At 72.0% G+C, this 24,739-nt stretch carries 28 protein-coding genes; 12 read left to right on the top strand and 16 right to left on the bottom strand.

Annotation, left to right across the window (positions count from 1 at the left end; translation table 11 throughout):
* The first annotated feature begins 20 nt into the window (after nucleotides 1-20).
* Nucleotides 21-845, top strand: coding sequence for an AraC family transcriptional regulator (locus LL648_RS28095; RefSeq protein WP_232665760.1), 825 nt, complete (start codon nucleotides 21-23; stop codon nucleotides 843-845).
* A gap of 73 nt (nucleotides 846-918) precedes the next feature.
* Here LL648_RS28095 and LL648_RS28090 read toward each other — a convergent pair whose 3' ends face one another.
* Nucleotides 919-2,070, bottom strand: coding sequence for a cystathionine gamma-synthase (locus tag LL648_RS28090; RefSeq protein WP_232665759.1), 1,152 nt, complete (start codon nucleotides 2,068-2,070; stop codon nucleotides 919-921).
* Nucleotides 2,071-2,103: 33 nt separating this feature from the next.
* Complete coding sequence (locus LL648_RS28085; protein ID WP_232665758.1) at nucleotides 2,104-3,474, bottom strand: cystathionine beta-synthase; 1,371 nt, start codon at nucleotides 3,472-3,474, stop codon at nucleotides 2,104-2,106.
* Between the two features lie 216 nt (nucleotides 3,475-3,690).
* Between LL648_RS28085 and shbA the strand changes: the two genes are divergently transcribed.
* Nucleotides 3,691-4,314 (top strand): RNA polymerase sigma factor ShbA, encoded by a 624-nt coding sequence (shbA, locus tag LL648_RS28080; RefSeq protein WP_232665757.1) that lies wholly within the window; start codon nucleotides 3,691-3,693, stop codon nucleotides 4,312-4,314.
* 45 nt (nucleotides 4,315-4,359) lie between these two features.
* Here shbA and LL648_RS28075 read toward each other — a convergent pair whose 3' ends face one another.
* The 3 genes from LL648_RS28075 to LL648_RS28065 form a co-directional block, all read right to left on the bottom strand.
* Nucleotides 4,360-5,625 (bottom strand): RNA polymerase sigma factor, encoded by a 1,266-nt coding sequence (locus tag LL648_RS28075; protein WP_232665756.1) that lies wholly within the window; start codon nucleotides 5,623-5,625, stop codon nucleotides 4,360-4,362.
* Nucleotides 5,622-5,972: a YciI family protein gene (locus tag LL648_RS28070; RefSeq protein WP_232665821.1), complete on the bottom strand. Its 351-nt coding sequence runs from the start codon at nucleotides 5,970-5,972 to the stop codon at nucleotides 5,622-5,624. The genes LL648_RS28075 and LL648_RS28070 overlap by 4 nt, the downstream gene beginning before the upstream one ends.
* Before the next feature lie 193 nt (nucleotides 5,973-6,165).
* The gene (locus LL648_RS28065; protein WP_232665755.1) at nucleotides 6,166-6,618 is read right to left on the bottom strand and encodes a pyridoxamine 5'-phosphate oxidase family protein; all 453 of its coding nucleotides are present in this window, start codon (nucleotides 6,616-6,618) and stop codon (nucleotides 6,166-6,168) included.
* Between the two features lie 118 nt (nucleotides 6,619-6,736).
* On the opposite strand from LL648_RS28065, the gene LL648_RS28060 reads away from it, so the two are divergent.
* Complete coding sequence (locus LL648_RS28060) at nucleotides 6,737-7,957, top strand: acetyl-CoA C-acetyltransferase (protein ID WP_232665754.1); 1,221 nt, start codon at nucleotides 6,737-6,739, stop codon at nucleotides 7,955-7,957.
* A 306-nt stretch (nucleotides 7,958-8,263) separates the two neighbouring features.
* On the opposite strand, the gene LL648_RS28055 is transcribed toward LL648_RS28060, so the two are convergent.
* On the bottom strand, nucleotides 8,264-9,082 hold the full coding sequence (locus LL648_RS28055; protein ID WP_232665753.1) for a Bax inhibitor-1/YccA family protein: 819 nt from the start codon (nucleotides 9,080-9,082) through the stop codon (nucleotides 8,264-8,266).
* A gap of 109 nt (nucleotides 9,083-9,191) precedes the next feature.
* Complete coding sequence (locus tag LL648_RS28050) at nucleotides 9,192-9,611, bottom strand: hypothetical protein (RefSeq protein ID WP_232665752.1); 420 nt, start codon at nucleotides 9,609-9,611, stop codon at nucleotides 9,192-9,194.
* A 334-nt stretch (nucleotides 9,612-9,945) separates the two neighbouring features.
* On the opposite strand from LL648_RS28050, the gene LL648_RS28045 reads away from it, so the two are divergent.
* From LL648_RS28045 to LL648_RS28005, 9 genes are all read left to right on the top strand, one after another.
* Nucleotides 9,946-12,237, top strand: a complete 2,292-nt coding sequence (locus LL648_RS28045; RefSeq protein ID WP_232665751.1) for a xanthine dehydrogenase family protein molybdopterin-binding subunit — start codon at nucleotides 9,946-9,948, stop codon at nucleotides 12,235-12,237.
* A 9-nt stretch (nucleotides 12,238-12,246) separates the two neighbouring features.
* Nucleotides 12,247-12,702 (top strand): (2Fe-2S)-binding protein, encoded by a 456-nt coding sequence (locus tag LL648_RS28040; protein WP_232665750.1) that lies wholly within the window; start codon nucleotides 12,247-12,249, stop codon nucleotides 12,700-12,702.
* 117 nt (nucleotides 12,703-12,819) lie between these two features.
* Nucleotides 12,820-13,062: a hypothetical protein gene (locus LL648_RS28035; RefSeq protein ID WP_232665749.1), complete on the top strand. Its 243-nt coding sequence runs from the start codon at nucleotides 12,820-12,822 to the stop codon at nucleotides 13,060-13,062.
* Nucleotides 13,037-13,510 carry an OsmC family protein gene (locus LL648_RS28030; protein ID WP_232665748.1) on the top strand — a complete coding sequence of 158 codons (474 nt, stop codon included), beginning with the start codon at nucleotides 13,037-13,039 and terminating at the stop codon, nucleotides 13,508-13,510. The genes LL648_RS28035 and LL648_RS28030 overlap by 26 nt, the downstream gene beginning before the upstream one ends.
* Entirely contained in the window at nucleotides 13,507-13,890 is a 384-nt protein-coding gene (locus LL648_RS28025) for a hypothetical protein (protein ID WP_232665747.1), read from the top strand. Before LL648_RS28030 ends, LL648_RS28025 begins: the two co-directional genes overlap by 4 nt.
* A 35-nt stretch (nucleotides 13,891-13,925) precedes the next feature.
* A complete protein-coding gene (locus LL648_RS28020; RefSeq protein ID WP_232665746.1) occupies nucleotides 13,926-14,684 on the top strand; it encodes an SDR family NAD(P)-dependent oxidoreductase in 759 nt (252 codons plus the stop codon).
* Between the two features lie 57 nt (nucleotides 14,685-14,741).
* A complete protein-coding gene (locus LL648_RS28015) occupies nucleotides 14,742-15,593 on the top strand; it encodes an excalibur calcium-binding domain-containing protein (protein WP_232665745.1) in 852 nt (283 codons plus the stop codon).
* A 216-nt stretch (nucleotides 15,594-15,809) separates the two neighbouring features.
* Nucleotides 15,810-16,130, top strand: a complete 321-nt coding sequence (locus tag LL648_RS28010) for a hypothetical protein (RefSeq protein ID WP_232665744.1) — start codon at nucleotides 15,810-15,812, stop codon at nucleotides 16,128-16,130.
* A 20-nt stretch (nucleotides 16,131-16,150) separates the two neighbouring features.
* Nucleotides 16,151-16,531 (top strand): VOC family protein, encoded by a 381-nt coding sequence (locus LL648_RS28005; protein ID WP_232665743.1) that lies wholly within the window; start codon nucleotides 16,151-16,153, stop codon nucleotides 16,529-16,531.
* 3 nt (nucleotides 16,532-16,534) lie between these two features.
* Here LL648_RS28005 and LL648_RS28000 read toward each other — a convergent pair whose 3' ends face one another.
* The 9 genes from LL648_RS28000 to LL648_RS27960 form a co-directional block, all read right to left on the bottom strand.
* Nucleotides 16,535-17,278 (bottom strand): class I SAM-dependent methyltransferase, encoded by a 744-nt coding sequence (locus LL648_RS28000; RefSeq protein ID WP_232665742.1) that lies wholly within the window; start codon nucleotides 17,276-17,278, stop codon nucleotides 16,535-16,537.
* A gap of 69 nt (nucleotides 17,279-17,347) precedes the next feature.
* Nucleotides 17,348-18,112 (bottom strand): sugar isomerase domain-containing protein, encoded by a 765-nt coding sequence (locus LL648_RS27995; RefSeq protein ID WP_232665741.1) that lies wholly within the window; start codon nucleotides 18,110-18,112, stop codon nucleotides 17,348-17,350.
* On the bottom strand, nucleotides 18,109-19,323 hold the full coding sequence (locus tag LL648_RS27990) for a hypothetical protein (RefSeq protein ID WP_232665740.1): 1,215 nt from the start codon (nucleotides 19,321-19,323) through the stop codon (nucleotides 18,109-18,111). The genes LL648_RS27995 and LL648_RS27990 overlap by 4 nt, the downstream gene beginning before the upstream one ends.
* A gap of 17 nt (nucleotides 19,324-19,340) precedes the next feature.
* Entirely contained in the window at nucleotides 19,341-20,003 is a 663-nt protein-coding gene (locus LL648_RS27985) for an N-acetylmannosamine-6-phosphate 2-epimerase (protein ID WP_232665739.1), read from the bottom strand.
* Nucleotides 20,000-20,920, bottom strand: a complete 921-nt coding sequence (locus LL648_RS27980) for an N-acetylglucosamine kinase (protein ID WP_232665738.1) — start codon at nucleotides 20,918-20,920, stop codon at nucleotides 20,000-20,002. Before LL648_RS27980 ends, LL648_RS27985 begins: the two co-directional genes overlap by 4 nt.
* Nucleotides 20,917-21,738: a carbohydrate ABC transporter permease gene (locus LL648_RS27975; RefSeq protein ID WP_232665737.1), complete on the bottom strand. Its 822-nt coding sequence runs from the start codon at nucleotides 21,736-21,738 to the stop codon at nucleotides 20,917-20,919. The genes LL648_RS27980 and LL648_RS27975 overlap by 4 nt, the downstream gene beginning before the upstream one ends.
* Before the next feature lie 8 nt (nucleotides 21,739-21,746).
* Nucleotides 21,747-22,658, bottom strand: coding sequence for a carbohydrate ABC transporter permease (locus LL648_RS45425; protein ID WP_232665736.1), 912 nt, complete (start codon nucleotides 22,656-22,658; stop codon nucleotides 21,747-21,749).
* Nucleotides 22,659-22,660: 2 nt separating this feature from the next.
* Nucleotides 22,661-23,932 (bottom strand): extracellular solute-binding protein, encoded by a 1,272-nt coding sequence (locus LL648_RS27965; protein ID WP_232665735.1) that lies wholly within the window; start codon nucleotides 23,930-23,932, stop codon nucleotides 22,661-22,663.
* Between the two features lie 47 nt (nucleotides 23,933-23,979).
* A complete protein-coding gene (locus tag LL648_RS27960) occupies nucleotides 23,980-24,735 on the bottom strand; it encodes a GntR family transcriptional regulator (RefSeq protein ID WP_232665734.1) in 756 nt (251 codons plus the stop codon).
* Between the last annotated feature and the right edge of the window lie 4 nt (nucleotides 24,736-24,739).

Raw genomic sequence — 24,739 nt, 5'->3', positions numbered from 1 at the left:
TGTCGCCGTAGCATGAGGTCATGCGGCTGCCCCGCCTCCTCCCGGAGGTCGTGACGCCGGCAGGGCCCGGCCGGATCAAGGGCCTGAGCATGGCGGGGTTCAGCCACCACGGCTCGCAGCCGCTCGCGATGCAGGCGATCCCCCACCCGGCGGTGACCGTCGTCTTCGACCTCGACCCGGGCACTGTGATCGTCGACGGTCCCGCGGGCCGCCAACAGGGCAGCATCCTCGCCGGGCTGGCGTTCCAGGAGCTGCGGGTGGGCTGCCTCGACCTCGAGGCGCTGCAGGTGCGCCTCTCCCCGCTGCTCGCCCACGCGGTGCTGGGCGTTCCGCCGACCGAGCTCGAGGGCGCGGTCATCGCGCTCGACGACCTGTGGGGCCGGGGAGCGGCCCGGCTCCAGGAGCGGTTGAGCGAGACACGCTCGTGGCCGGACCGGTTCCACCTGGTGGAGGACCTGGTCTCGCGGAGGGTCGCCGCCGGCCGGTCCATGCCTGGCGAGGTGGCCGTCGCGTGGGACCGGATCGTCCACAGCGGCGGTCGCGTCCGAGCGGAGGAGCTGGCCGCGCAGATCGGCTGGAGCCGCCAACACCTGTGGACGCGGTTCCGGTCGCACATCGGGCTGAGCCCACGTCGTGCTGCGAAGCTGGTCCGGTTCCACCACGCGGCCCACTGGCTGGCCGCCGGCCGCGGGCCCGCGCGCGTAGCGGCCGATACCGGCTACTTCGACCAGTCCCACCTGCACCGGGACGTGCAGGCGTTCACCGGGACCACACCGGGCACCGTGGCGAGGAAGCGTTCCTCGCGGTGGACGCCACCGGTCACCCGCCGCCCGGCCAAACGCTGAACCTGCCCACCGTTTTGCCAACCTACACAGGCAGAACGGCGTGCAGGTTGGCAAAACGGTGGGGAACTAACTCCTAGGGCGAGCGCAGGCCGTCGAGTGCGGCGCGCAGGTCGTCGGCGAGGTCCTCGACGTCCTCGATGCCCACCGAGAGGCGGACGAGGTTGTCGGGCACCTCCAACACCGAACCCGCGACGGAGGCGTGCGTCATGGCCGCCGGGTGCTCGATGAGCGACTCGACGCCGCCGAGCGACTCGGCGAGCGTGAACAGCTCGGTCGCGGCGCAGACGGCGAGCGCCGCGGCGCTCCCGCCGGTGACGGTGAACGAGACCATGCCGCCGAACCGGCGCATTTGCTTCGCCGCGACGTCGTGGCCGGTGTGCTCCGGCAGGCCCGGGTAGTACACCTTCTCGACGTTGCGGTGCCCGACGAGCAGCTCCGCGATGCGCTCGGCGTTGTCGCTGTGGCGCTCCATCCGCACGGCGAGGGTCTTCGCGCCGCGCAGGGTGAGCCACGCGTCGAACGGGCCGGGCACGGAGCCGACGGAGTTCTGCGTGAACCGGATCTTGTCGGCCAGCTCGTCGTCGCTGGTCACCAGCGCGCCGCCGACGACGTCGGAGTGGCCGCCGACGTACTTCGTGGTCGAGTGCAGCACCACGTCGGCGCCGAGCGCGAGCGGGTTCTGCAGGTACGGCGAGGCGAACGTGTTGTCGACGACGAGCCGCGCCTGCGCGGTGCGCGCGACGTCGGCGAGCGCCGCGATGTCGGCGATGCCGAGCAGCGGGTTGGTCGGCGTCTCGCACCAGATCACGCGGGTCGTCGGCCGGACGGCCGCGCGCAGCGCGTCGACGTCGCCGAGGTCGACGGGCGTGTACTCGATGCCCCAGCCGGTCAGCACCTTGTCGACGAGCCGGAACGTGCCGCCGTACGCGTCGTGCGGGATCACGATGTGGTCGCCGGGCTTGAGCAGCACCCGCAGCAGCACGTCGGAGGCGCCCATGCCGGAGCCGAACGCGACGCCGTGGCGGCCGCCTTCCAGCGCGGCCAGGCACTCCTGCAAGGCGGTGCGCGTCGGGTTCGCGCTGCGGGAGTACTCGTACCCCGCGCGGAGCCCACCGACCCCGTCCTGAGCGAACGTCGAGGACGCGTGGATCGGGACGATCACCGCTCCCGTGCTCGGATCAGGCTCCTGACCGGCGTGGATGGCGTTCGTGGAAAAGCCGCGCATGACGCCACGCTACGCGCGTCCGCTTCGCGGCTTTCAGCCACCCGAACCGATGAAGGCGAGCACGTCGGAGCGGGTGACCACCCCGGCGGGCTTGCCGTCGACCAGCACGAGAGCGGCGTCGGCGTCGGCGAACGCGGCCATCGCGGTCTCGAGCGCCTCGCCCGCCCCGATCGTCGGCAGCGGCTTGGACATGTGCGTCTCCAGCCGGTCCGACAGCTGCGCGCGGCCGGTGAACAGCGCGTCGAGCAGATCGCGCTCGACGACCGACCCGGCCACCTCGGCGGCCATCACCGGCGGCTCGGCGCGCACGACGGGCATCTGCGAGACGTGGAACTCGCGCAGGTAATGCACGGCGTCGGCGACCGTCTCGTTCGGGTGGGCGTGCACGAGGTCGGGCATGGAGCCGTCCTTGCGCCGCAGCACGTCCCCGACCGTCGCGCCCTGCGTCGGCGGCATGAAGCCGTAGCCGGCCATCCAGGCGTCGTTGAAGACCTTGCCGAGGTAGCCGCGCCCGCCGTCGGGCAGCAGCACGACCACGACCGCCTCGGCCGGCAGCTCGCGCGCGACACGCAGCGCGGCCTCGGCCGCCATCCCGCACGAGCCGCCGACCAGCAGCGCCTCCTCGCGGGCGAGCCGGCGCGTCATGTGGAACGAGTCGGCGTCGGAGACGGCTACAACCCGGTCGCAGATGTCCTTGTCGAAGGTTGTGGGCCAGAAGTCCTCGCCCACACCTTCGACCAGGTAGGGCCGCCCGTTGCCGCCGCTGTACACCGAGCCGACCGGGTCGGCGCCGATCACCTGCACCTTGCCGCCGGAGATCTCCTTCAGGTAACGACCCGTACCGCTGATCGTGCCGCCGGTGCCGATGCCCGCCACGAAGTGCGTGATGCGCCCTTCGGTCTGCTCCCAGATCTCGGGGCCGGTGCCGAGGTAGTGCGATTCGGGGTTCTGCACGTTGGCGTACTGGTTGGGCTTCCAGGCGCCCTCGATCTCGTTCACCAGCCGGTCGGACGTGCGGTAGTACGAATCGGGGTGGTCGGGGTCCACGGCGGTCGGGCAGACCACGACCTCGGCGCCGTAGGCACGCAGGACGTTGCGCTTGTCCTCGCTCACCTTGTCGGGGCAGACGAAGACGCAGCGGTAGCCCTTGCGCTGGGCGAACATCGCCAATCCGACGCCGGTGTTGCCGGAAGTCGGCTCGACGATCGTGCCGCCGGGGCGCAGTTCACCCGACGATTCGGCTGCCTCGATCATCCGCAGTGCGATGCGGTCCTTGACGCTGCCACCAGGGTTGAAGTACTCGACCTTGGCGAGAACGGGGGCCACGATCCCGTCGGCGACCGCGCCGAGCCGGACGAGCGGGGTGTTCCCGACCAGGTCGGCGACGTGTTCGACATAACGCATAGGCACATCGTCGCACTAGTGCAACAACGATCTCGTTCGGCCGACGAACTGCTCTCGAACTGTCCTTCGGCGGCACAAATCGCCGCGAACGGACTACTGTTCGCATCCACGGGGTCATGCCGGCCACGGCCGAACGGAGGTCGGCATGGTTCCGTTGTGCCCGGAGCCCCGGGTGCGCCCAGCTGTCATCGTCGCCGACACCACCGGGAGGGCCAGTTGCCGGCCGACGACGCGGAGGAGGAGGACCGCGACGCCGCGGTCGTTTCCGCGCGCCGGGTAGCCGAGCTGAACGGGCTTGCGGCACAGTCCGCGAGCGGCGACAACAACGCGCTCGACCGGTTCCTCGAGATGATCCGTCCGGCCGTGCTGCGCTACTGCCGGGCCCGGTTGGGGCCCAGCGGCGGCAAGATGCAGACCGCGGAGGACGTCGCGCAGGACATCCTCATCGCCGTCGTCGGCGCGCTGCCGCGCTACAAGGCGAGTGAGATCCCCGCGATGGCGTTCGTCATCGGGATCGCGCGCAACAAGGTCGCCGACGCGTACCGGGCGGCGAACCGCGACCGCACGATGCCCACCGACGTCGTCCCCGACTCCGTCGACACCGACGACGGCCCCGAGAAGCGCGCCGAACGCAGGTCGGACGCTGCCAGGCTGCGCGCGCTGCTCGACAAGCTGCCCGAGGCGCACCGCGAGGTGCTGGTGCTGCGGATCGCGCTGCAGTTCAACACGTCGGAGACGGCGCAGACCGTGCACTCGACGCCCGGCGCGGTGCGGGTGACGCAGCACCGCGCGCTCGCGAAGCTGCGCGCGCTCGTCGCGGAGCGGATGAGCGAGGCGTAGGGCTGCGGGGCCGCCGGGGCTGGGGCGCCCCAGCGGGTGCCCTCGCTACGCGGGGTCGTCGGCGGGGTCGCGCGTGAGGTCGTCGAGCCGGCGTTGCAGGAACGCGCGTTCCGGCTCGTTGCCGACCAGCGTGAGCGCCGCGCGGTATGCGTCGGCGGCTTCCGCGGTGCGGCCGAGGCGCCGCAGCAGGTCGGCACGGGCGGCGGGTAGCAGGTGGTAGCCGTCGAGCCGGCCGTTCGCCGCCAGCTCGTCGAGCAGCGCGAGGCCGGCGGCAGGCCCGTCGCGCATCGCGACCGCGACCGCGTGGTTGAGGTCCACCAGCGGCGACGGCGCCACCCGCGCCAGGATCTCGTAGAGCCCGACGACCTGCGGCCAGTCGGTGGTGGCGACGTCCGCGGCCTCGTCGTGGACGGCCGCGATCGCCGCCTGCAGCGCGTACGGGCCGACCCGCCCGCCGGGCAGCGCGTCGACGACCAGCTGCCGGCCCTCCGCGATGTGGTCGGCGTTCCACAGCGACCGGTCCTGCTCGTCGAGCAGGACGAGCTCGCCGTCGGGCCCGACCCGCGCCGCCCGCCGCGCGTCGACCAGCAGCAACAGCGCGAGCAGGCCCGTCACCTCGCGCTCGGCAGGGAGCAGGCGGTGCAGGATCCGGCAGAGCCGGATGGATTCGTCGGCGAGGTCGGCCCGGACGAGCTCGGTGCCCGCGCTGGCGGCGTACCCCTCCGTGAAGATCAGGTAGATCACGTTCAGCACACCCGGCAGGCGGGACGGCAGCTCGTCGGCGCCCGGCACGCGGAACGGGATGCGCGCCGCGCGGATCTTGCGTTTGGCCCTGACGATGCGCTGCGCCATCGTCGCCGCCGGCACCAGGAACCCACGCGCCACCTCGTTGGTCGAGAGCCCCGCGAGGCAGCGCAGTGTGAGCGCGATCTGCGCGTCGAGCGCGAGTGCGGGGTGGCAGCAGGTGAAGAACAGCCGCAGCCGCTCGTCGGGTACGTCGTCGCCGTCCTCGATGTGCACGGCCGCCGGCTCGCGCTCGGCCTCGGCCTGCATCACCGCCAGCCGCGCCGCGTACGCCTTGTCGCGGCGCAGCCGGTCGATGGCCCGGCGCCTCGCCGCGGTCAGCAGCCAGGCACCGGGCCGATCCGGCACACCGTCCGCCGGCCAGCGCTCCAGCGCCGAGGCGACGGCCTCCGACGCGACCTCCTCCGCGAGATCGAGATCGCCGAACTGGTGGACGAGCGAGGCGAGCAGCCGGCCGCGTTCCTCCCGGAACACCCCCTCGACGACGCCGGCCGCCCTGTTGCTCACGGTGCTTCGAACTCCATGACGGGGCGGACCTCGACCCGGTTCCCGTTGTGCGAGCCGGGGCAGCGCGCCGCCCAGTCGATCGCGGCGTCGAGGTCGGGGACGTCGAGCAGGTAGTACCCGCCGAGCACCTCACGCGTCTCCGCGAACGGGCCGTCGGTCACGACCCGCTCGTCACCCGCCTTGACCGCGACGGTCGTCGCGGTCTCGACGCCCTGCAGCGCGTCGCTGGAGATCTTGACGCCGGCGTCGGCGACCGCCTTCTCGTACGCCCAGTAGGCGTTCATCTCGTCCTGGATCGCCTGCTCGGTGGGCGGCTCGGACGGTTGTGTCGTGTAGATCAGCAGCATGTACTTCACAGCGATACTCCTGTCGTCGAGTGGGGGCAGGGTGCCACCAGCATGACGACGAACGAGGGTTCCGGGTATCGACAGCGCGGATGCGTGCTTTCCACACGCGTGGGCAGGAAAGCCACTTTCCTGCCCTGTGAGGGCCGGAAAGTGGCTTTCCTGCCCTCCCCCGGCCCCGGGGGAGCTACCGCCGCTAGCTCCTCTCGATCCGCCGCAGCCCTTGCCGCGGCTTCCACGTCCGCACGACGAGCTTGGTCGCAGCCTCGTCGAGCCCGGTGTGCACGACCTCGGTGATATCGACGCGGAAGAGGTCGCCGTCCTGGTCGTCGACGTCGCCGGCGTACACCGCCGTGCCGGCGATCTTCGCGTCGCCCTGCCACCCCGCGTTGTTGCCCTCGGGCGGGTCGACGGTGGCGCTGTGCAGCGCGAGCCGCGGGTCGCGGCGCAGGTCGGCGCCCTTGCGCGCGCCCGACATCGACCCGAACGTGAGCTCGCCGTCGGCGAAGCTGCACTCGGTGCCGGAGATGCGCGGCGCGCCGTCGGCGCGGATCGTCGCCATCGTCAGGTGCTTGTTCGCCTCGAAGAGCCTCCGCACGAGTGCGGCGAACTCCGGCTCGTCGTCCTCGACGTCCTTCCACATGGCCATGGGGCAAGCATGGCCCGCAAACCTGACAGGTCCGGTCATGAAGCTCACCCCCGAGGGTGGTTACCCGCAGGTACAGTCCGAACGGAGCCCCCACCCCAGCGCTGAGGAGACAGAGACGATGCCCGAAGCCGTGATCGTCGCAGCGACCCGATCGCCGATCGGCCGCGCCGGAAAGGGGTCGATGACCACCATCCGCCCCGACGACCTGACGGCCCAGCTCATCCGGGCCGCGCTGGACCAGGTGCCGCAGCTCGACCCGACGACCATCGACGACCTCATGCTCGGCTGCGGTCTCCCGGGCGGCGAGCAGGGCTTCAACATGGCGCGGATCGTGGCCGTGATGCTCGGGTACGACACCCTGCCCGGCACGACGATCACGCGCTACTGCTCGTCGTCGCTGCAGACCACGCGGATGGCGCTGCACGCGATCAAGGCCGGCGAGGGGCACGCGTTCATCAGCGCGGGCGTCGAGACGGTCTCGCGGTTCGCGAAGGGCAACTCCGACTCGCACCCCGACACCCGCAACCCGCTCTTCGCCGATGCCGGGCAGCGCACGAAGGACGTCAGCGAGCAGGGCGCCGACGCGTGGGCCGACCCACGCGAGAGCGGGCTGCTGCCCGACGCCTACATCGCGATGGGCCAGACCGCCGAGAACCTCGCGCTGCTCAAGGGCGTCACCCGCGAGGACATGGACCGCTTCGGCGTCCGGTCGCAGAACCTCGCGGAGAAATCCATCGCCAACGGCTTCTTCGCCCGCGAGATCACGCCGGTGACCCTGCCCGACGGCACGGTCGTCTCCACCGACGACGGACCGCGCGCCGGCGTCACGTACGAGGCGGTCAGCCAGCTGAAGCCGGTGTTCCGGCCCGACGGGCGGGTCACCGCCGGCAACTGCTGCCCGCTCAACGACGGCGCCGCGGCGCTCGTGATCATGTCCGACACCCGGGCGGCCGAGCTGGGCATCACGCCGCTCGCACGGGTCATCTCGACCGGTGTGTCCGGGCTGTCGCCGGAGATCATGGGCCTCGGGCCGGTGGAGGCCTCGAAGCAGGCCCTCGCCCGCGCCGGCATGACGATCGACGACGTCGACCTCGTCGAGATCAACGAGGCCTTCGCGGCGCAGGTCCTGCCCTCGGCCCGCGACCTTGGCGTCGACGAGGACAAGCTGAACGTCAACGGCGGCGCGATCGCCCTCGGCCACCCGTTCGGCATGACCGGCGCGCGGATCACCACGACGCTGCTCAACGGCCTGCGCACGCACGACAAGACCATCGGGCTGGAGACGATGTGCGTCGGCGGCGGGCAGGGCATGGCCATGGTGCTGGAGCGCCTGAACTGACCGCGCCTGACGGCGCACACGCCCACCGAAACGCGCGACTCGCGCGCTGAAACGCGGGACTCGCGCGCCGAGACGTGGAACACGCCCGCAGGGACGTGGGACTCGCGCGCTGAAACGTGGGACTCGCGTCCCCGCGGAGGCGAGTCCCACGTCTCGGCCGGCGAGTCCCACGTCTCGGCGGGTGAGTTCCCCGTTTCGGTCGGCGAGTCCTGCGTCTTGGCGGGCGAGTTCTGCGTTCGGGTGGGTTGAACGCGACGCGGCCGGCACCCCGGATGGGGCGCCGGCCGCGGGCGTTCGTGCCTGGCGTCAGTCGGAGCGCAGGTAGCTCAGCAGCCGCAGGATCTCGATGTACAGCCAGACCAGCGTGGTCATGAGGCCGAATGCGATGTACCACGAGAACTTCGCCGGGGCGCCGTCGCGGATCGCACGGTCGGCCTGGTCGAAGTCGAGCAGCAGGCTGAACGCCGCCACGCCGATGCAGACGATGCTGAACAGGTAGGCGAGCGGTGAGCCGTCGCGCAGGCCGATGCCGCCCGTGGTGAAGAAGCTGACGACGAGGTTGACGACCATCAGGATGATGACGCCGAACATCGCGCCCATCAGCCACTTCGTGAACTTCGGGGTGACGCGCACCGCGCCGGTCTTGTAGACGACCAGCATCCCGACGAACACACCCGCGGTGCCGACGATGGCCTGGAAGCCGATCCCCTGGAAGCTCGGGATGTTCTCCAGCGCGCCGGTGATCCCACCGAGCGCAACACCCATGGCCGCCGAGTAGGCGAGCACGAGCCCGGGGTTGGCCTTCTGCCGGAAGATGATGATCAGTGAGATCACGAGGCCGATGAGGAACGCCGGCAGGATGGCGACCCACGTCAGGCCGAGGAAGGCCGTGGCCACACCGGTGACGAGCGCGACACCTGCGCTGATGGCGGTCTTCGTGACGACGTCGTCGATGGTGAGCGGGCGTTCCCCCGCCGCGGCACGCCCGTACTCGACATCGGCGGCCTGGGAATCGGCGTAGGCGGCGGCGCCGCCCAACGCGCCACCCTGGCGGTCGAATGTGGCGTAGCCGCCACCCTGCCCGTTGGGCAGGTTGCGGAACGCCGGGTTGCTACTGCTGCGCACCTGGTCCTCCTCGGAGCGAATTCGCGCTTCCGTGCTGTTCAACGCGTGAACGGGCGCCGCCGTTCCCGGTCGGTAAAGCGGACTTTACTGGTCACGTGTGTCAAGAACATCACGTTGTGGCGGCACCGCGCGAGGGAGGGTCCAATGCGATGCCCGCAGCCTCCAGCGCCGCCTCCGTCAGCAACCGGGCGAACGGCCGGTCGGCGGCGGTCGCCGCCGCGAGCGGGGCGTCGACCTGCACCAGCTTGCAGGCGTCGATCAGCGTGTCGTCGTAGGCCGCGAGCAGAGCGACCCTGCGCACCTGGGTGGCCTGCGGCTTGCCGCGCACCTCGCGGCGCAGCCGGCGCAGGTTGCCGACGACGGATTCGAGACTGGGGCCGCACGGCATCCTGCGCTGTCGCCGCCGGTCGAGCAGCGACGTGACCGCAGCGGGAAGCGCCCGCAGCAGCATCCAGAACAGGACCGTGGGAGTCACTGCAACGAGCAGGTACAACAGCAGGCCGACGATGGCCGGACGGTCGCCCGTCATGGCCCGCAGTTTACCGCTGGTCAGGCCCTTATACCCCACCTTCGGGCCAGGTCGCCCGTCTCCAACGCAAAACCGCAGGATCGGCAGAAACCTCGGGATTCAGACGCGAATGCGGACTTGATCGGCCGAACGGCCCAATCATCACCCGTCCGTGTCGGCGTGGCACCGTTTCCGCCGCATCGCAGGTTTCGTTGCGGGCACAACCGAGTCGCTCGGCGGCGCCCGACCCCCGAACCGGGCGCCGCCGAGTTCCCCGTTGTGCAGGTCCTTGAAACGCAGTTCCGCTGCCGCAGCTGCTCCAGCGCTGCCGCACGCATGCCTGGAGGAGCTCCCGATGCCCGGTTCCACCACCGAACGCCCGAAGGGCGGCCAGCACCGGACCGTCCAGCCGTCGCTGCGCGACTCGACCTTCGGCAAGGTCCTGAGCAGGCCGGTCGGCCGGCGACGCTTCCTCGCCTACGTCGTCGCGGGCTCGACGCTGACGATCGCGGCCAAGTTCGGCGTCGACACCTTCACCGCCGGCGACGCGTCGGCGCAGATCCCGAGCCCGCCGCAGCTGCTGGACATCCAGGACCTCGGCGACGTCCTGATCCTCGCCGGCAAGCCGACGGAGCACCTGGTCCGGCTGGAGATCACCGACGAGGGCCGCGCGGTGCTCGAGCTGCCGCGGGCCGAGGTGGGCCAGGGCCTCACGACGGCGTTCGCGATGCTGGTCGCCGAGGAGCTCGACCTGCCGCTGGAAATGGTCGAAGTGACGCTCGCCGACGCGCGCCCCGAGCTGCTGTTCAACCAGCTCACCGGCGGCTCGAACTCGGTGCGCTCGATGTACGGGCCGGTGCGCGCGGCCGCGGCGGCGGCACGTTCCCGGCTGCTCGCGGCGGCGCAGGAGCTCTGGGGCGCGGCGCCGGAGGACCTGTTCACGCAGGCCGGCAAGGTGCTCAACAAGGACGCCCGCACCGCCGGCTTCTCGTCGCTGACGGCGCTCGCCGCCGCCATGCCCGTCGACCGGATCGTGGCCCAGCCGAAGGACCCCTCGGAGTTCACGCTGGTCGGGACGCCGACGCGACGCAAGGACGCGCGCGCGATCGTCACCGGCAAGCAGGTGTACACGCTCGACCTGGACATCCCGGGCGCCACGCCGACGATGGTCCGCAGGCCCCCGACTGTGCTGGGCACCGTCGAGTCGGTGCTCAACGAGAGCGAGGTCCGGGCCATGCCGGGCATCATCGACATCGCGGTCGTGCCGACCGGTGTCGCGGTGCTCGCCGAGACGTTCGGGCAGGCGCTCGACGGCAAGAACGCGCTGCAGGTCGAGTGGGGCGGCGGCAGCATCGACGGCCGCAACGACGAGGACATCAAGCAGGAGCTGCGGGCGGCGACGCTGCCGGCGGCCGTCCCGCCGCTGCTCGGGGGCCTCGAGGAGGAGTTCGACTTCGCGTTCGTCAGCCACGCGCCGCTGGAGACGAACTGCGCGATCGCCGACGTCCGCGAGGACTCGGCCGAGATCTGGTCGGGCATGAAGTCGCCGATCGTCGCGCAGGAGACGATCTCCCTGGAGCTCGGCATCCCGCACGACAACATCAAGCTGCACGTCATGCAGGCCGGCGGGTCGTTCGGGCGCAGGTTGTACTGGGACGGCGCGATCGAGGCCGCGCACATCTCGAAGGCGACCGGCCGGGTCGTCAAGCTGATGTGGAGCCGCATCGACGACATGCGCCACGGCCGCATGCGGGTGCGCACCCACCACAACATCAGGGCGACGTTCGCGGCCGGCAACGTGCTCAGCTTCGAGCACCGGGTCGCGACCCCCGTCACGGACTGGTCGCACGGCCTCGGCGAGATCCTCACGTCGATCGGGGCGCAGCTGCCCGGCGGGAACCTGACCTTCACCGAGACGGTCTTCACGCTCACCGTGAAGATGCCCTACAACTTCGGCGCCACGACCCAGCTGATTCTCGAGACGCCGACGAAGATGAACACGGCGGCCTGGCGCGGGGTGTACTCGCCCAACACGCGCGGCGCCGAAGAGATCATGGTCGACGAGATCGCCGCGAGCCTGGGCAAGGACCCGTTCGAGTTCCGGATGGAGCACCTCAAGGAGGACTCGTACCGCGAGGTGCTCAGCAAGGTCGCAGAGGTCGGCAACTGGGGCCGCTCGATGCCGGCCGGGCACGCGCAGGGCATCGCGTTCCACGAGGAGTACCGCTCCTGCACGGCCTGCCTGGTCGAGCTCGACGCTACCGACCCGCAGAACCCGCGCGTCACGAAGGCCGTGATCGCCGGCAACTACGGGCTGCCGATCAACCCGATGGGCCTCAAGGCGCAGCTGCTGGGCGGCCTGACCGACGCGATCTCGACGACGCTGACCGCCGGGCTGCACATCGAGGACGGGCTGCCCCTGGAGGGCAGCTACTCGCAGTTCCACTACGCGCGGCAGAAGGACACCCCGACCGACGTCGAGATCTTCATCCTGCCCGGCGACCGGGACACCCCCGGTGGGGCCGGCGAGCTGGGCGTCTCCGCGCCCGTCGGCGCGATCGCCAACGCGTACGCCCGCGCCACCGGCACCAAGCCGCGCAGCTTCCCGATCATCTTCCCGGTCGACTTCGAACCGTTCCCCCGCTAGGAGCCCCGAATGCCCAGCTACTCCTTCACCGTGAACGGCGAGGCCGTCACCGTCGACGCACCCGCCGACCTCCCCACGCTGTGGGCGCTCCGCGACAAGCTCGGGATCACCGGCCCCAAGTACGGCTGCGGGATCGACGTCTGCAAGGCCTGCACCAGCCATCTGGACGGCGAGGCGTTCAACCCGTGCGTCACGCCGATCGCCGACGTCGAGGGCAGCGAGATCACCACCATCGAGGGCCTCGCGGACGGCGACACGCTGCATCCCGTCCAAGAGGCGTGGCTCGACATGGACGTCGCGCAGTGCGGCTACTGCCAGCCCGGCCAGATCATGGCCGCGGTGGCACTGCTCAACCGCACCAGCAACCCGACCGACGAGGAGATCGACGCGATCGAGAACGTCTGCCGGTGCGGCACGTACTTCCGCATCCGCGAGGCGATCAAGCAGGCCGCGCGCAACATGTAGCCGTCGACAACGACGTTCTGGCTGTTGTTAGCGCTCACAAACAGCCAGAAGCTCGTTGTCGACGGTCAACCCGTTCGAGGACGGCGGTGGGTGCCGGGCGGCGCTACTGTCGCGGGGGTGTGGGCATTCCTTTCGTCACGGTTGCGCCGGTGGCTGATCCTCGCGGTGGTCGTGCCGGCCGTCGGGTGGCTGCTCGGCAAGGCCGGTGACGTGATCGAGGCGCGGCGCGGCCCGAGCGGCCTCACCCGCTTCCTGCAGACGGTCAGCGGATGGCTGGTGCCGGGGCTCGCGCGCGGCCCTTCCGAGCGCACGCCAGCCGACCCGACGGGTGTGCGTGACCCCGGTGCCCCCGCCCGCTGACGGAGTGCACCGGTTCGCGGGCTCGTGCAGCTGGACGGGCTCCACGGTCGGCGAGTACTCCCGCACGCACAGCGCGTCGGCCGGCGACGTCGAGCTGACGCTCTCGGCGGCGCCCGCGTTCGCCGGCGACCCCGAGCACCTCGACCCCGAGCAGCTGGTGGTGCTCGCCGCGGCGTCGTGCCAGCTGCTCTCGTTCCTCGCCGTGGCCGCGCGGGCCCGGCTCGACGTGCGCGGGTACCGCGACGACGCCACCGCGGCGATGCCCACCGAGCCGACGCCGATGCGGCTCGCCGAGATCGTCCTGCGGCCGCGCATCACCCTGGTCGGCGGGCCGAGCGAGGCCCGCGTTCGGCACCTCGTCGAGGTCGCCCACCGGGAGTGCTTCATCGCCAACAGCCTCGCGACGCCGGTCACGGTGTCGCCCGTGATCGAGTTCGTCCCGTCATGAGGGCGATCGTGGTGTGCGCGCTCGCCGTCGCGACGCTCGCGCTCGGGCTGCTCGTCCTGCCCTGGGACTGGTCGGTGGTGCCGACGGCCGAACCCGACGTGTTCGCGTCGCCGGTGCAGCCGTGGCAGTGGACGGTCGCCGGCATCGGCCTGCTGCTGCTCTCGGCCGCGTCGGGAGCAGCCGGGCATCCGTTGCTCCCGCTGGCGGGGGTGGCCGTGCCCGCGCTCGCGTACTGGTGCTGGCGGTCGGCCGCGGCCGAGGTGATCGGGGCGAACCTGTGGCCCGTCGGCGCGATCATGCTGGCACCGCTGCTGGCGGTCGTCGTGCTGGTCGGGGGCGGCGCGGGGCGCATGCTGACGCGACGACGCGCATCGGCCTGACGGCCCGCTGATCCGCCGTGCCATCATCCACGCTCGTGGAGATCTCTGGTGTTGCCGCGCTGGTCACCGGTGCCGCGTCCGGGCTGGGGGCGGCGACGGCCGCTGCGCTGGCCGCCCGCGGCGCCACCGTCTACGGGCTCGACCTGCCCTCGTCGATCGAGAAGGCCGCGCCGGGCGACGGGGTGGTGCTGCTGCCCGCCGACGTCACCGACGAGGCGCCGGTCAAGGAGGCCATCGCGCGGATCGCGGACGACGGCGCCGAGCTGCGGATCGCCGTGAGCTGCGCGGGCATCGCGCCGTCCGCGCGGATCCTGAGCCGCAAGGGCACCCACGACCTCGATCTCTTCCACACCGTGCTCAAGGTCAACCTGCTCGGCACGTTCAACGTGATGCGGCTGGCCGCGGAGGCGATGTCGCGGCTCGAACCCGACGCGCAGGGGCAGCGCGGGATCGTGGTGAACACCGCGTCGATCGCGGCGTTCGAGGCGCAGATCGGGCAGATCGCGTACGCGGCGTCGAAGGCGGGGGTCGCCGGGATGACGGTCACGGCCGCGCGCGACCTCGCGCAGTACGGCGTCCGGGTCATGACGATCGCGCCCGGGATCGTCGACACGCCGATGATGGCCGGGTTCAGCGACGACGTGCGCGCCGGGCTGAGCGCAGGCGTCCCCTTCCCCCAGCGGCTCGCGCAGCCGTCCGAGTTCGCCCGGCTCGTCACGATGATCGTGGAGCACGACTACCTGAACGGCGAGACGATCCGCATGGACGGCGCGCTCCGCATGGCCCCGAGGTAACGTTCCGCGACGGGATGCGAGCCATGGGTCACCCCCAGCACCCAGGAGCGCCCCCCCATGATCGAGAATTCCCGCGTCGGCCTGACGCTGCTCGAATCAGAACGCACGGTCATCGTGACCAAGGAGGAATTCCACCAGTCCGTCCTCGCGCAGTACGCGCCGCGACCGGACGGGCGCCCGCGACACGTCGCCGCCGAGCTGGTCTTCGCGCCGATCACGTACGGCCCGCACGCCGGCGAACGCGGCATCGAGGTGCGGCTCGACGGCTACCGGGTCGGCGAGCTCACCCACGCGATGGCCCAGCGGTACGCACCGGTGGTCGAGGACGTCCTGCGCCGCGGGGGGCGCGCAGGAGCCGAGGCGCACGTCCGGTCCGACCCGCGCGGGCTCCAGATCGACCTGCGGCTGCCGAAGGCCGGCGCGGCGGCGCGGCCGGGCGGGAGCCCCGGCCTGCTGCGGCGCGTGCCCAAACCGCTGTGGATCGCGGCCGGTGTCGTCGGGACGCTGGTGCTGATCGGCACGGCGAACCGCGCGCCCGTGGCGCCGTCTGCGAGCACCAGCGCGCCGAGCACGGTCGCGGCGGCTGCGCCCGCCGCTCCCAGTACGCAGGCGGCGGCTCCGGTGACGACCGTCGCCCCGACGACTTCGGCGCCGACGACCAAGGCCTCGCCGTCGCCTCAGCCGCAGCCGCAGCCACGGCCCGATCCCAAACCGGACCCCAAACCGGATCCGAAGCCGGATCCGCAGCCCTTGGCGAAGGCCGACCCTGAGCCGTCGGAGGACGAACCGGCGGCGTTCTACAAGAACTGCAGCGCGGTGAAGGCCGCCGGCAAGGCACCGCTGCTGGCCGGCGAGCCCGGGTACAGCTCGAAGCTCGACCGCGACGGGGACGGCATCGCCTGCGAGTAGGCCGCACACCCGCGTCGTGAGTGCCAGGAAAGCCACTTTCCTGTCCTGTGGTGCCAGGAAAGTGGCTTTCCTGGCAACCCCCGGGCCACGACGGGGCCACGGTGCGCGCGGAAACTCGGGCGCCCGGGACCGATGAATGTGGCCCTCCGGGTGTGTCTAACTACTGAGAGGCCCGCACACCGGCGGGTCCCGAAGGGTGGCCGGAGGTGAGCCGTCGTGGACGCGCAAGACGACGACCTGTGCCTGCCGGCGCGGGCGGGACGGGCGTTCCGCCTGCGTGAGGTGACGTTGCCGCCGGGCGACTGGCAGGCCGTCGTCGAGGACGAGTGGCTGGGCACGATGATCGTCGTGCAATGCGGTGAGGTCGAGCTGCACTGCCTACGTGGTGGGCAGCGCAGCTTCCGGGCGGGTGCGGTGCTGTGGTTCGAGGGGCTCGGGCTGCGTGCGATGCACAACCCCGGCGAGTGCGACACGGTGCTCGTCGCGTTCGCGCGGCGGGCGAAGGGGACGTGCGGGGACATTCCGCCGCTCCGCTGACCTGTGGATACGCTCGCCGGATGCTTGATCACGTCTCGATCCAGGTGTCCGACGTCGCCGCGGCCGCGCGGTTCTACGCGCCGGTGTTCGCGCCGGTCGGCATGACAGAGGCGATGCGGTTCGGCGACGGCGACGAGCTGGTCGTCGGGTTCGCGGGACCCGACGGGCGGCCGCGGTTCTGGCTCGGCCCGACAGCGGGCGCGCCGGCCCGCGAGATCCACGTCGCGTTCGCGGCGGCCGGCCGGGAAGCCGTCGACGCCGTGCACGAGGCAGCCATGGCGGCCGGGGCCGAGATCCTGCACGCGCCGCGGATCTTCCCGGAGTACCACCCCGGCTACTACGCGGTGTTCGTGCGGGACCCCGACGGCAACAACGTCGAGGCCGTGCACCACTCCTTCTGAGGGTCAGCGCGGCTTGCGGTAGACCGTCACGACCGAGTGCGACTCCGCCGTGAACGGGGATTGCTGCCAGTCCTGCCAGCGCGATTCCAGCTCCAGCTCGGCGAGCTGCGCCATCAGGTCCATCTCGGCGTGCGTCACGTGCCGGCCCTGGATCGGGTAGAACGTCGTGCCCGACTTCCCGAGCACGGCCCACGTGCCGTTGTAGAACTGGGTGACGGGGTCGAGCAGGCCCGCGGCGAGCACCAGCTCGTCGGGGCGCACGTCGGCCACCCGCAGCCGCTGCACCTGGCCGTTGGCGCGCGGCGTCTCGACGACCACCGTCTCCAGCGCGAACGCGCCCCCGGGGCGCAGGTGCTTGGCGGCGTTGCGGAACAGGCGCACCTGGTCCTGCTGCGTGGCGAGCGCGAAGATCGAGTTGAACGCGACGAACGCCAGGTCGAACTCGCGGTCCAGCTCGACCGTCGTCATGTCGGCCTGCACCGCCTCGACGCTGGCCGAGCCGACCTTCGCGGCGAGCCGCTCCAGCATCTCCTCGCTGATCTCGACGGCAGTGACGGCGTGGCCGAGCTGCGCGAGCGGGATCGCGAGGCGACCGGTCCCCGCGCCGTACTCCAGCACCGACGCGCGCTCGCCGGCCAGCGTGTGCAGGCCGGCGACCGTCGTGGCGCTGTCGACCACACCCTCGTGGAAGTCGTCGTAGGTCGCGGCCCAGCGCGCGCCGTACTGCGTGGGGTTGAATCCGTCCATCCGGTGATCGTCCCGAGGACGGCGCCGCAGGGCCACCGATTCGCCGACAGGCGAACTGGCCTCCCGGGCTCAGGGCTCCTGCGGGTGGATGCGGGTGCCGTAGCGGGCGAGCAGGCGGGCGTTGTGCTCGTCGCCGCCGTCCATGTTCGCCGAGCGGTACACGGGCGGCTCGATACCCCTGGCCAGCAGCTGCGTGCAGATCTCCGCGGTGAGCAGCTGCGCGATCAGCGCGGTGGTGACGGTCGAGGTGGAAACGATCGAGCTGCCGCCGGGCAGCTCGTAAGCGGCGTCGCCGGGCACGCCGCAGTTGTCGATCACGACGTCGGCCAGCTCGTGCAGCCGCTGCCCGGAGGGGTGCCGGGACGCGACGGAGTTGCTGTGCGCGAGCGACGTGACAGCCACGACGGCGTGTCCGCCGGCCTTCGCGAGGCGGGCCATCTCGACGGTCGAGCCGTTGATCCCGGAGTTCGACGCGATCACGAAGACGTCGTCGGGGTGCACCTCGTGCAGCGCGAGCACACGTGCGGCGAGGCCGGGGTCGCGCTCGACGGTCGGGTCGAGGATCTCCGCGGGCGCGACGCCCGCGAGCATCACGATGTCCTTGATGGCCAGCTGGTTCGCCGGGATGAGGCCACCGGCGCGGCCGGCGATCTCCATCGCGAAGGCGCGGGAGTGGCCGGTGCCGAAGGCCTGCAGGATCCCGTCGGCGGCCAGCGCGTCGGCGGCGAGCGTCGCCGCGGCGGCGATGGCGGCGTGCTGGGTGTCGACGACCTTGTTGATCGTGTCCTGCAGCACGCGCATGGCGGGTCCGCTGTCGAGCGTCGGGTTGGTCACGGGTTCCTCTCGGGTTCGATCAGGTCGGCCGCTGCCGCGAGCGCCAGCTCGGCGCCGCCGGCCGCGACCGGCGTGCGCAGCACCTCGTAGTCGGGACGGCGGTAGGCGGCGCGCGTCGGCAGGTAGCCGACGTATCCGTTCGTGTAGCCGAGCAGCACCGCCGGTGCGGCGCGCTCGGACAGCTCCAGGTAGGGCTCGGCGCCGAGCGCGAGCAGCCGCAACGGCCCGAGCGACGCGGCCGCAACCGCGCAGCTCAGCTCGGCGGGCACCAACTCGGCCGATTCGGCCAGCTCGGCGGCCTGCAGCGCGGTGTAGGCGGTGCGGACGGCCACCGGGTCGCCCACGCGTTCCGTCGCCGCGAGCGCGGCGCGCAGCTCGTCGAGCGGCGCCGCCTCGGCGGGCTTGGGTTCGAGCGCGATCGACGACGACCCCACATGCAGCTCGCCGGCCGCCACCTCGAGGTCGGGCGGGCGCCGCAGCGCACCCGCGATCGTGGCCGCGGCCAGCGCGCCGAGGCGGGCGCACTCGCGCGCGGTCTGCTCCTTGCGGTGCGGCCGCGTGCTGACGTCGCCGGCCGCGCCCGTCGCCACGACGGCCCACGCGCCCGGCAGCGCAGCGGTGAGCGCGTGTCGGGTCGCGCCGGTGAGGTCGGCGCTGACCTGGCGGTTGCCGGCATCGAGCACCGTCGGGTGCACGGGCAGCACCGCGACGACACCCGCCGTCCGCCCTTCGACCTGCACCGACAGGACGTCGACGGGCACCGTCCGGCGCGGGCGCGCGCCCGAGCGCTGCCCGCCGACCCCGGAGAGCCGGACGCGCCGCAGCTCCACCGTGCTCGCGCGCTCGGCGGCGACGGCGCGGGTCGCGGCCTCCGTCGCGGCCTCGGTGACGCGCTCCAGCCAGGGCTCGGGCGTCACGCTCCCGCCGGGGGCGCAGCCCGTCTCCGGGCCGGCGTGGGTGTGCGTCGCCGACACCCAGACGTGCCCCCCAATGTCGAGGACGCCGACGATCTCGCGCACGGCCGCGACGAGATCGACGTTGACGCACGGCAGGTCGGCGACGATCCAGATCAGCCGCTCGGTGCCGGCCTGCACGCTGACGGCCGCAACCTCCAGCGCGTCCAGCACCCCGGTGGACGGCCCGGTCCGCGCCGCATACCCACCGAGCGGCGTCCCGGCCGGCACATCGAGCCCGACCGCCGCGAACCCCACCCGAATCTCGTCGGGGGTCACGGCGCGGCCGCCAGGAAGCGGGCGGTGATGAGGGCGGGGTCGGTGATCGCGCCGCCGACGACGACGGTGTGCGCGCCGGCGTCGAGCGCGGCGCGGAACAGCTCCGGTGTCGAGTACCGGCCCTCCGCGACGACCGGGCAGTCGAGCTTGCCGGCCAGCGCGGCGACGAGCTCCAGGTCGGGGCCCGGCGGGACCGGGCCGCCGGTGTAGCCGGAGAGCGTGCTCGCGACGAGGTCGGCGCCGGCCGCGCGGGCCGCGAGCCCGGCTTCGAGGCTGTCGACGTCGGCCATCACCGGCACGCCGAACCGATCGTGCACGGCCGCGACCAGCTGCGCGAGCGTGCTGCCACCCGGGCGCGGCCGCAGGGTGCCGTCCACCGCGACGACGTCGGCGCCGGCCTCGATCACTGCAGCAGCCGCGGCGGCGGTCGGGGTGATGAACACGCCGTCGCGGTCGCCCAGCTTGTTGATCCCGATGATCGGCAGGTCGACCGCGGCCCTGATCGCGGCCACGTCTGCGGGCCCGTTGGCCCTGATGCCGGCCGCGCCCGCGGCCGCCGCGGCGCGCGCCATCCGCGCCATCTGCTCCGGCCCGTGCAGCGGGCTGGAGCGCCCGGCCTGGCACGACACCACCAGCGAACCCGCAGGGAACGGGATCACCGAACACCTCCTCGACGAAAGACGTGCAGGAGCGGGCCGTATCCGCGCAGGTCAGCGGCTTCGGCGAGGAAGCAGGCGCCGGAGAGCGCCGAGCCCGCGGCCGGGACGAGCCGCGCCCGCTCGCAGCCGTCGAGCCCGGCCCGCAGCGCGGCGAGCAACTGGGGGCTCGACTCGACGAGCCGTCCGGTGCACGCGACCGGCACCGGTTCGGCGCCGGGCAGCGCGTCGACGGCGGCCCGCGCGGTCCGGGCCAGCTCGGCGCCCGCATTCCGGACGATCGCACCAGCCACCTCGTCGGCCGCGCCCAACACGACGACGGCGAACCGCGCTATGTCGTCGACGCGCGTGGGCGACGTGTACAGCCGCTGCGGCACCTCGTCCAGCGCGCCGAACCGCTCCTCGACCAGCTCCGACAGCTTCGTCGGCGCACCGCGGCCGTCGTGCGCGCGCAGCGCCGCCGCGATCCCGGCGCGCCCGATCGCGAACGCGCTGCCGTCGTCGCCGAACAGGTGCCCCCACCCGTCGACGCGGTGGCAGAAGCCCGCCTCGGGGTCGACGGCGAGGCAGTTGACGCCGGTGCCGACGGTCAGCGCCACCCCGCGGGCGCCGCCGAGCGCGCCGGCGTGCGCGGTGACGTTGTCGGCGCAGAGCAGCACCTCCGGGGTGGGCAGCAGCTCGGCGACGGCGGCGCCGAGCCGCTCGCGGCCCTCCGCGGTCGCGGGTAGCCCGGTCAGCCCGAGCGCCGCTCGCTCGACCGGCTCATCGGCCACAACCTCGGCCCACGCGGTCGCGACCGCCGCGACGATGCCGGGTACGACGTCGGCCGCGTAGCTGAACCCCGGCCCGACGTGCACGCGCCCGGACCCGACGACCGTGAGCCGCAGCTGGGACTGCCCGCCGTCGACCGCGACCCTCATCGGATGCCCGCGCTCATCGTCACGCCCTCGACGAACCGCTTCTGCAGCGAGAGGAACAGCAGCACGGTCGGCAGCAGCGCGAGCACCGCGGCGGCCATCATCATCGGCAGCCCGTTGGCGCCCTGGTTGTTGGCCTGCATCGCGGCGAGCCCGACCGGCAGCGTCCGGTGCTCGTCGTCGCTGCCGACCAGCAGCGGCCAGAGATGGCTGTCCCAGTTCATCAGGAAGATGAACAGCGCCAGCGCCGCCATCGGCCCGCGCAGCAGCGGCGCGACGATCTGCAACAACGTCCGCACGACACCCGCGCCGTCGAGCCGGGCCGCCTCGATCAGCTCGTCCGGCACGGCGTCGATGCTCTGGCGCATGAGGAAGATCCCGAACGCGCTGGTGCCGGCCGGGATGATCAGCGCGGCGAAGCTGTTCACCCAGCCCAGGTCGTAGACCAGCGCGTAGAGCGGGACGTAGATCACCTCCAGCGGCACCATCAGCGTCGCCAGCACGATGACGAACGCGGCATCGCGGCCGGGGTAGGCGAACTTGGAGAAGCTGTAGCCGGCGAGCGTGCAGGTCACGACGTTGAGCAGGGTGACGACCACCCCGACGACAACGCTGTTGAGGAAGTACCGCGCGAACGGCGTCTCCGTGAACGGCAGCGCGAAGTTCGACCAGACCGGTTCGGCCGGCAGCCACGAGAGCGGCACGGCGAGGATCTCCGTCGGCGCCTTGACCGCCGAGACGACGGCGTAGGCGAGCACCGCCGCGAACGCGACACCGCCGGCGGCGAGCACGATCCAGAGCGGGACCCTGCGCAGAATCATGGGCAGGATCATGCGTCCGCCCTCCGGAACACCCGCAGCTGCACGAGCGTCACGACGAGCAGCACGGCGAACATCAGCACCGCGACGGCGCTCGCCCGGCCCATCCGGGCGCTCTCGAACGCGGTCTTGTAGACGAACAGGTTGACCACCTCGGTGTCGAACGCGCCGCCGGTCAGCACGACCTGCGGGCTGAACGCCTGGAACCCGCGGATCACCGCGATCACGCTGCAGACCGCCACGATCGGCTTGAGCAGCGGGAACGTCACGTGCCAGAACCGCTGCCACGCGTTGGCGCCGTCGACCATCGCGGCCTCGATGACGTCGGTGGGCAGCCGCGTCAGCCCGGCGAGCAGGAGGATCAGGAAGAAGCCGGTCTCCTTCCAGATCCCCATCAGCACGAGCGCCCAGCGGGCGGCGGCCGAGCTGGTGAGCCAGTCGACGTCGATGCCGAGCGACTGGTTGAGCAGGCCTTCGGGGTGCAGCACCAGCCGCCACACCACCGCGATCGCCACCCAGCTCGTCGCGACCGGCAGGAAGTACAGCAGCCGGACGAGCCCGAACCCGGCCATGTGCCTGCGCAGCCCGAGCGCCAGCAGCATCGCGAGCGCGAGCGCCGGGACGTACGTGCCCGCCGTGTAGATCACGGTGTTGCGCAGCGCCGCGTGGAACCGCGGGTCGGTGGCGAGGTAGGTGAAGTTGTCCCACCCGACGAACTCGGCGGGCGCGGTGAGGCTGTAGTCGAAGAGGCTCAGGTAGAAGACCCGCAGGCCGGGGTAGATCGCGAACAGCGCGAACAGGATCAGCGCCGGTAGCGACAGCAGCGCGCCGACGAGGTCGCGCCGCGGCTCCACCCGCCCGCGCTTGCGGGCGGGTGGAGGTCCGGCTGCCTTCCGGGCCGGGGTGATCAGCGAGGTCGACACGCTCAGCCGAGGCTCCGCTGGGCGGACGCGTCGGCCTCGCGCAGCGCGTCGGCCGGCGGCACCCCGTCGAACACGGCCTTGTCCGCCGCCGCCCGGATCGCGTCCTGTATCTCGTTCCAGTGCGGCCCGACCTGGTCGTACTTGCCGTTGGAGTACGCGCTGGCGATCGTGTCGATGAACGGGATCTTCTGCGCGGCCGGGCTCTTGTCCCACCCGGTGACCGGCTGCACGAAGTTGACGTCGGTGAGCCAGCGCTCGTGCTGCGCGGAGAGGTAGGAGATGAACTTCCACGCCTCCACCTGCTGCTTGCTGGCGCTGTTGACCGCCCAGAAGTAGCCGTAGATGCGGTTGACCGGCGGCTTCGCGGCATCCACCTGCGGCAGCGGGACCACCGCCAGCTGCTCGTACACCTCGGGGTTGGCCTCCTTGACCTGGTCGAGCGCCCACGGGTAGGTGATCGCCATCGACTGGACGCCGGAGGAGAGGTCCTGGAAGGGCGAGGTGGCGTCCCGCGAGGAAGTCCTGGGGTCGGCGATCCCGGACGTGCGCGCGAGGTCGACCCACAGCTGCAACGCCGCCACGTTGCCCGGCGAGTCGAGCTCGGCGGTCTTGCCATCGGGCGAGAGCGGCGTCCCGCCGGTCTGGTTGGCCAACGTCTGGAACCACTGCGCGTACCAGCCGGAATGCAGGTAGAGGAAGTTGAACGCCTGCTTGTGCCCGGCCGCGTTGAGCGACTTGCCGTACTCGATCACCTGCTGCCACGTCTTCGGTGGGTTCGCGGGGTCGAGGCCGGCGTCGGCGAAGTGCTTCTTGTTGATCGCGAAGACGGTGCCGTTGAACTCGCTCGGCAGCCCGTACAGCTTGCCGTCGGGGCCCTTTGCGCCGTCCAGGGTCCCCGGGACGAAGCCGGCCTCGACCTCGCTCGCCGAGCCCTTGCCCAACGCCGCGGCGTCGACGGGGGCGACGAGCCGCTTCTGGATGTACTCGCCGCGCAGCGCACCGTCGTCCATGTTGATGATGTCGGGGCCGGCGCCGGTGCTCAGCGAGGTGAGCATCTTCGTCGCGAACTCGGTGTTCGGCACCGTCTGGTACTCGATCTTCACGTTCGGGTGCTGCTGCTGGTACTCGGCGATGATCGCCTTGTTCAGGTCGACCATCGGCGGGTGCGTGTGCGTCCAGAACGTGAGCGTGACGTCGCCGCCTGCGGCCTGCTGGCCGGAGCCGCCGCCGCACGCCGCGACGCCCGCGGTGAGAAGTGCGGCGGCTGCGATCACGGCAGCCGATCTGGCTCGGGGAAGTCGGGGGGCCATCGTTCCTCCTGTCAGGTCGCGCGCGTACGTGGCTGGGGAAGCTCCCGCGACCCGGTGCCGGGCAACAGCTCGACGGTGAGCGTGAAGTCGTCACCCCGGTAGACGGACTCGCCGATCTCGACGATCCGGCCGGCCCGGTCGCGCACGACCGTCCGGACCTTGAAGCAGGGCTGCGACGTGGGGATGTCGAGCAGCTCGGCCGTCCGCTCGTCGGGCATGGCCGGCACCAGGTTCGCGACGCCGGACATGATCTGGATGCCGTACCTGCTGGCCAGCAGCGCGTACCAGGAACCGACGAGGTCGGCCTCGGTCAGGTCGGGGACCAGCACCCCCGGCACGTGGTTGGTCTCGACGGCCATCGGCTGGCCGTCGCCGAGCCGCAGCCTGACGAACCGGATCACCGGGTCGCCGACGGGGATCCGCAGGTGGCGGGCCACCGTCGTGCTGGCCTTGATGCGGCGCAGCGACAGCGTGCGGCTGCTGGGTGTGACGCCGCGGCGGGTCATCTCCTCGGTGAACGACGAGATGCTCAGGTGCCGCGGCACCCGCGGGCGGCTCGTGAACGTGCCTCGGCGCTCGTGGCGCTCCAGCAGGCCGTCGAGCACGAGCCGGTCGATCGCCTTGCGCAGCGTCATCCGCGCGACACCCCACCGCTGGGCCAGGTCGCGCTCGGCCGGGATGCGCTCGCCCGTCCCCAGTGAGTGGATCAGGTCGAGCAGGCGTGCCCTCGCCTCGGCGGTGCGGTCGTTCGACGCTGCCGGGAACATCGCA

Origin of the sequence: Pseudonocardia sp. TRM90224, assembly GCF_021245725.1 — a bacterium.
Taxonomy (GTDB): domain Bacteria; phylum Actinomycetota; class Actinomycetes; order Mycobacteriales; family Pseudonocardiaceae; genus Pseudonocardia.
This window is presented reverse-complemented; position numbering and strand designations above follow the sequence as displayed.

What these genes read in the sequence shown, in the direction of transcription:
- LL648_RS28095 (WP_232665760.1), top strand. Translation starts at nt 21, where the DNA reads ATGCGGCTGCCCCGCCTCCTCCCGGAGGTCGTGACGCCGGCAGGGCCC.
- LL648_RS28090 (WP_232665759.1), bottom strand. Translation starts at nt 2,070, where the DNA reads ATGCGCGGCTTTTCCACGAACGCCATCCACGCCGGTCAGGAGCCTGAT.
- LL648_RS28085 (WP_232665758.1), bottom strand. Translation starts at nt 3,474, where the DNA reads ATGCGTTATGTCGAACACGTCGCCGACCTGGTCGGGAACACCCCGCTC.
- LL648_RS28070 (WP_232665821.1), bottom strand. Translation starts at nt 5,972, where the DNA reads ATGCTGCTGATCTACACGACACAACCGTCCGAGCCGCCCACCGAGCAG.
- LL648_RS28065 (WP_232665755.1), bottom strand. Translation starts at nt 6,618, where the DNA reads ATGGCCATGTGGAAGGACGTCGAGGACGACGAGCCGGAGTTCGCCGCA.
- LL648_RS28060 (WP_232665754.1), top strand. Translation starts at nt 6,737, where the DNA reads ATGCCCGAAGCCGTGATCGTCGCAGCGACCCGATCGCCGATCGGCCGC.
- LL648_RS28050 (WP_232665752.1), bottom strand. Translation starts at nt 9,611, where the DNA reads ATGACGGGCGACCGTCCGGCCATCGTCGGCCTGCTGTTGTACCTGCTC.
- LL648_RS28045 (WP_232665751.1), top strand. Translation starts at nt 9,946, where the DNA reads ATGCCCGGTTCCACCACCGAACGCCCGAAGGGCGGCCAGCACCGGACC.
- LL648_RS28040 (WP_232665750.1), top strand. Translation starts at nt 12,247, where the DNA reads ATGCCCAGCTACTCCTTCACCGTGAACGGCGAGGCCGTCACCGTCGAC.
- LL648_RS28025 (WP_232665747.1), top strand. Translation starts at nt 13,507, where the DNA reads ATGAGGGCGATCGTGGTGTGCGCGCTCGCCGTCGCGACGCTCGCGCTC.
- LL648_RS28015 (WP_232665745.1), top strand. Translation starts at nt 14,742, where the DNA reads ATGATCGAGAATTCCCGCGTCGGCCTGACGCTGCTCGAATCAGAACGC.
- LL648_RS28005 (WP_232665743.1), top strand. Translation starts at nt 16,151, where the DNA reads ATGCTTGATCACGTCTCGATCCAGGTGTCCGACGTCGCCGCGGCCGCG.
- LL648_RS28000 (WP_232665742.1), bottom strand. Translation starts at nt 17,278, where the DNA reads ATGGACGGATTCAACCCCACGCAGTACGGCGCGCGCTGGGCCGCGACC.
- LL648_RS27980 (WP_232665738.1), bottom strand. Translation starts at nt 20,920, where the DNA reads ATGAGGGTCGCGGTCGACGGCGGGCAGTCCCAGCTGCGGCTCACGGTC.
- LL648_RS27975 (WP_232665737.1), bottom strand. Translation starts at nt 21,738, where the DNA reads ATGATTCTGCGCAGGGTCCCGCTCTGGATCGTGCTCGCCGCCGGCGGT.
- LL648_RS27960 (WP_232665734.1), bottom strand. Translation starts at nt 24,735, where the DNA reads ATGTTCCCGGCAGCGTCGAACGACCGCACCGCCGAGGCGAGGGCACGC.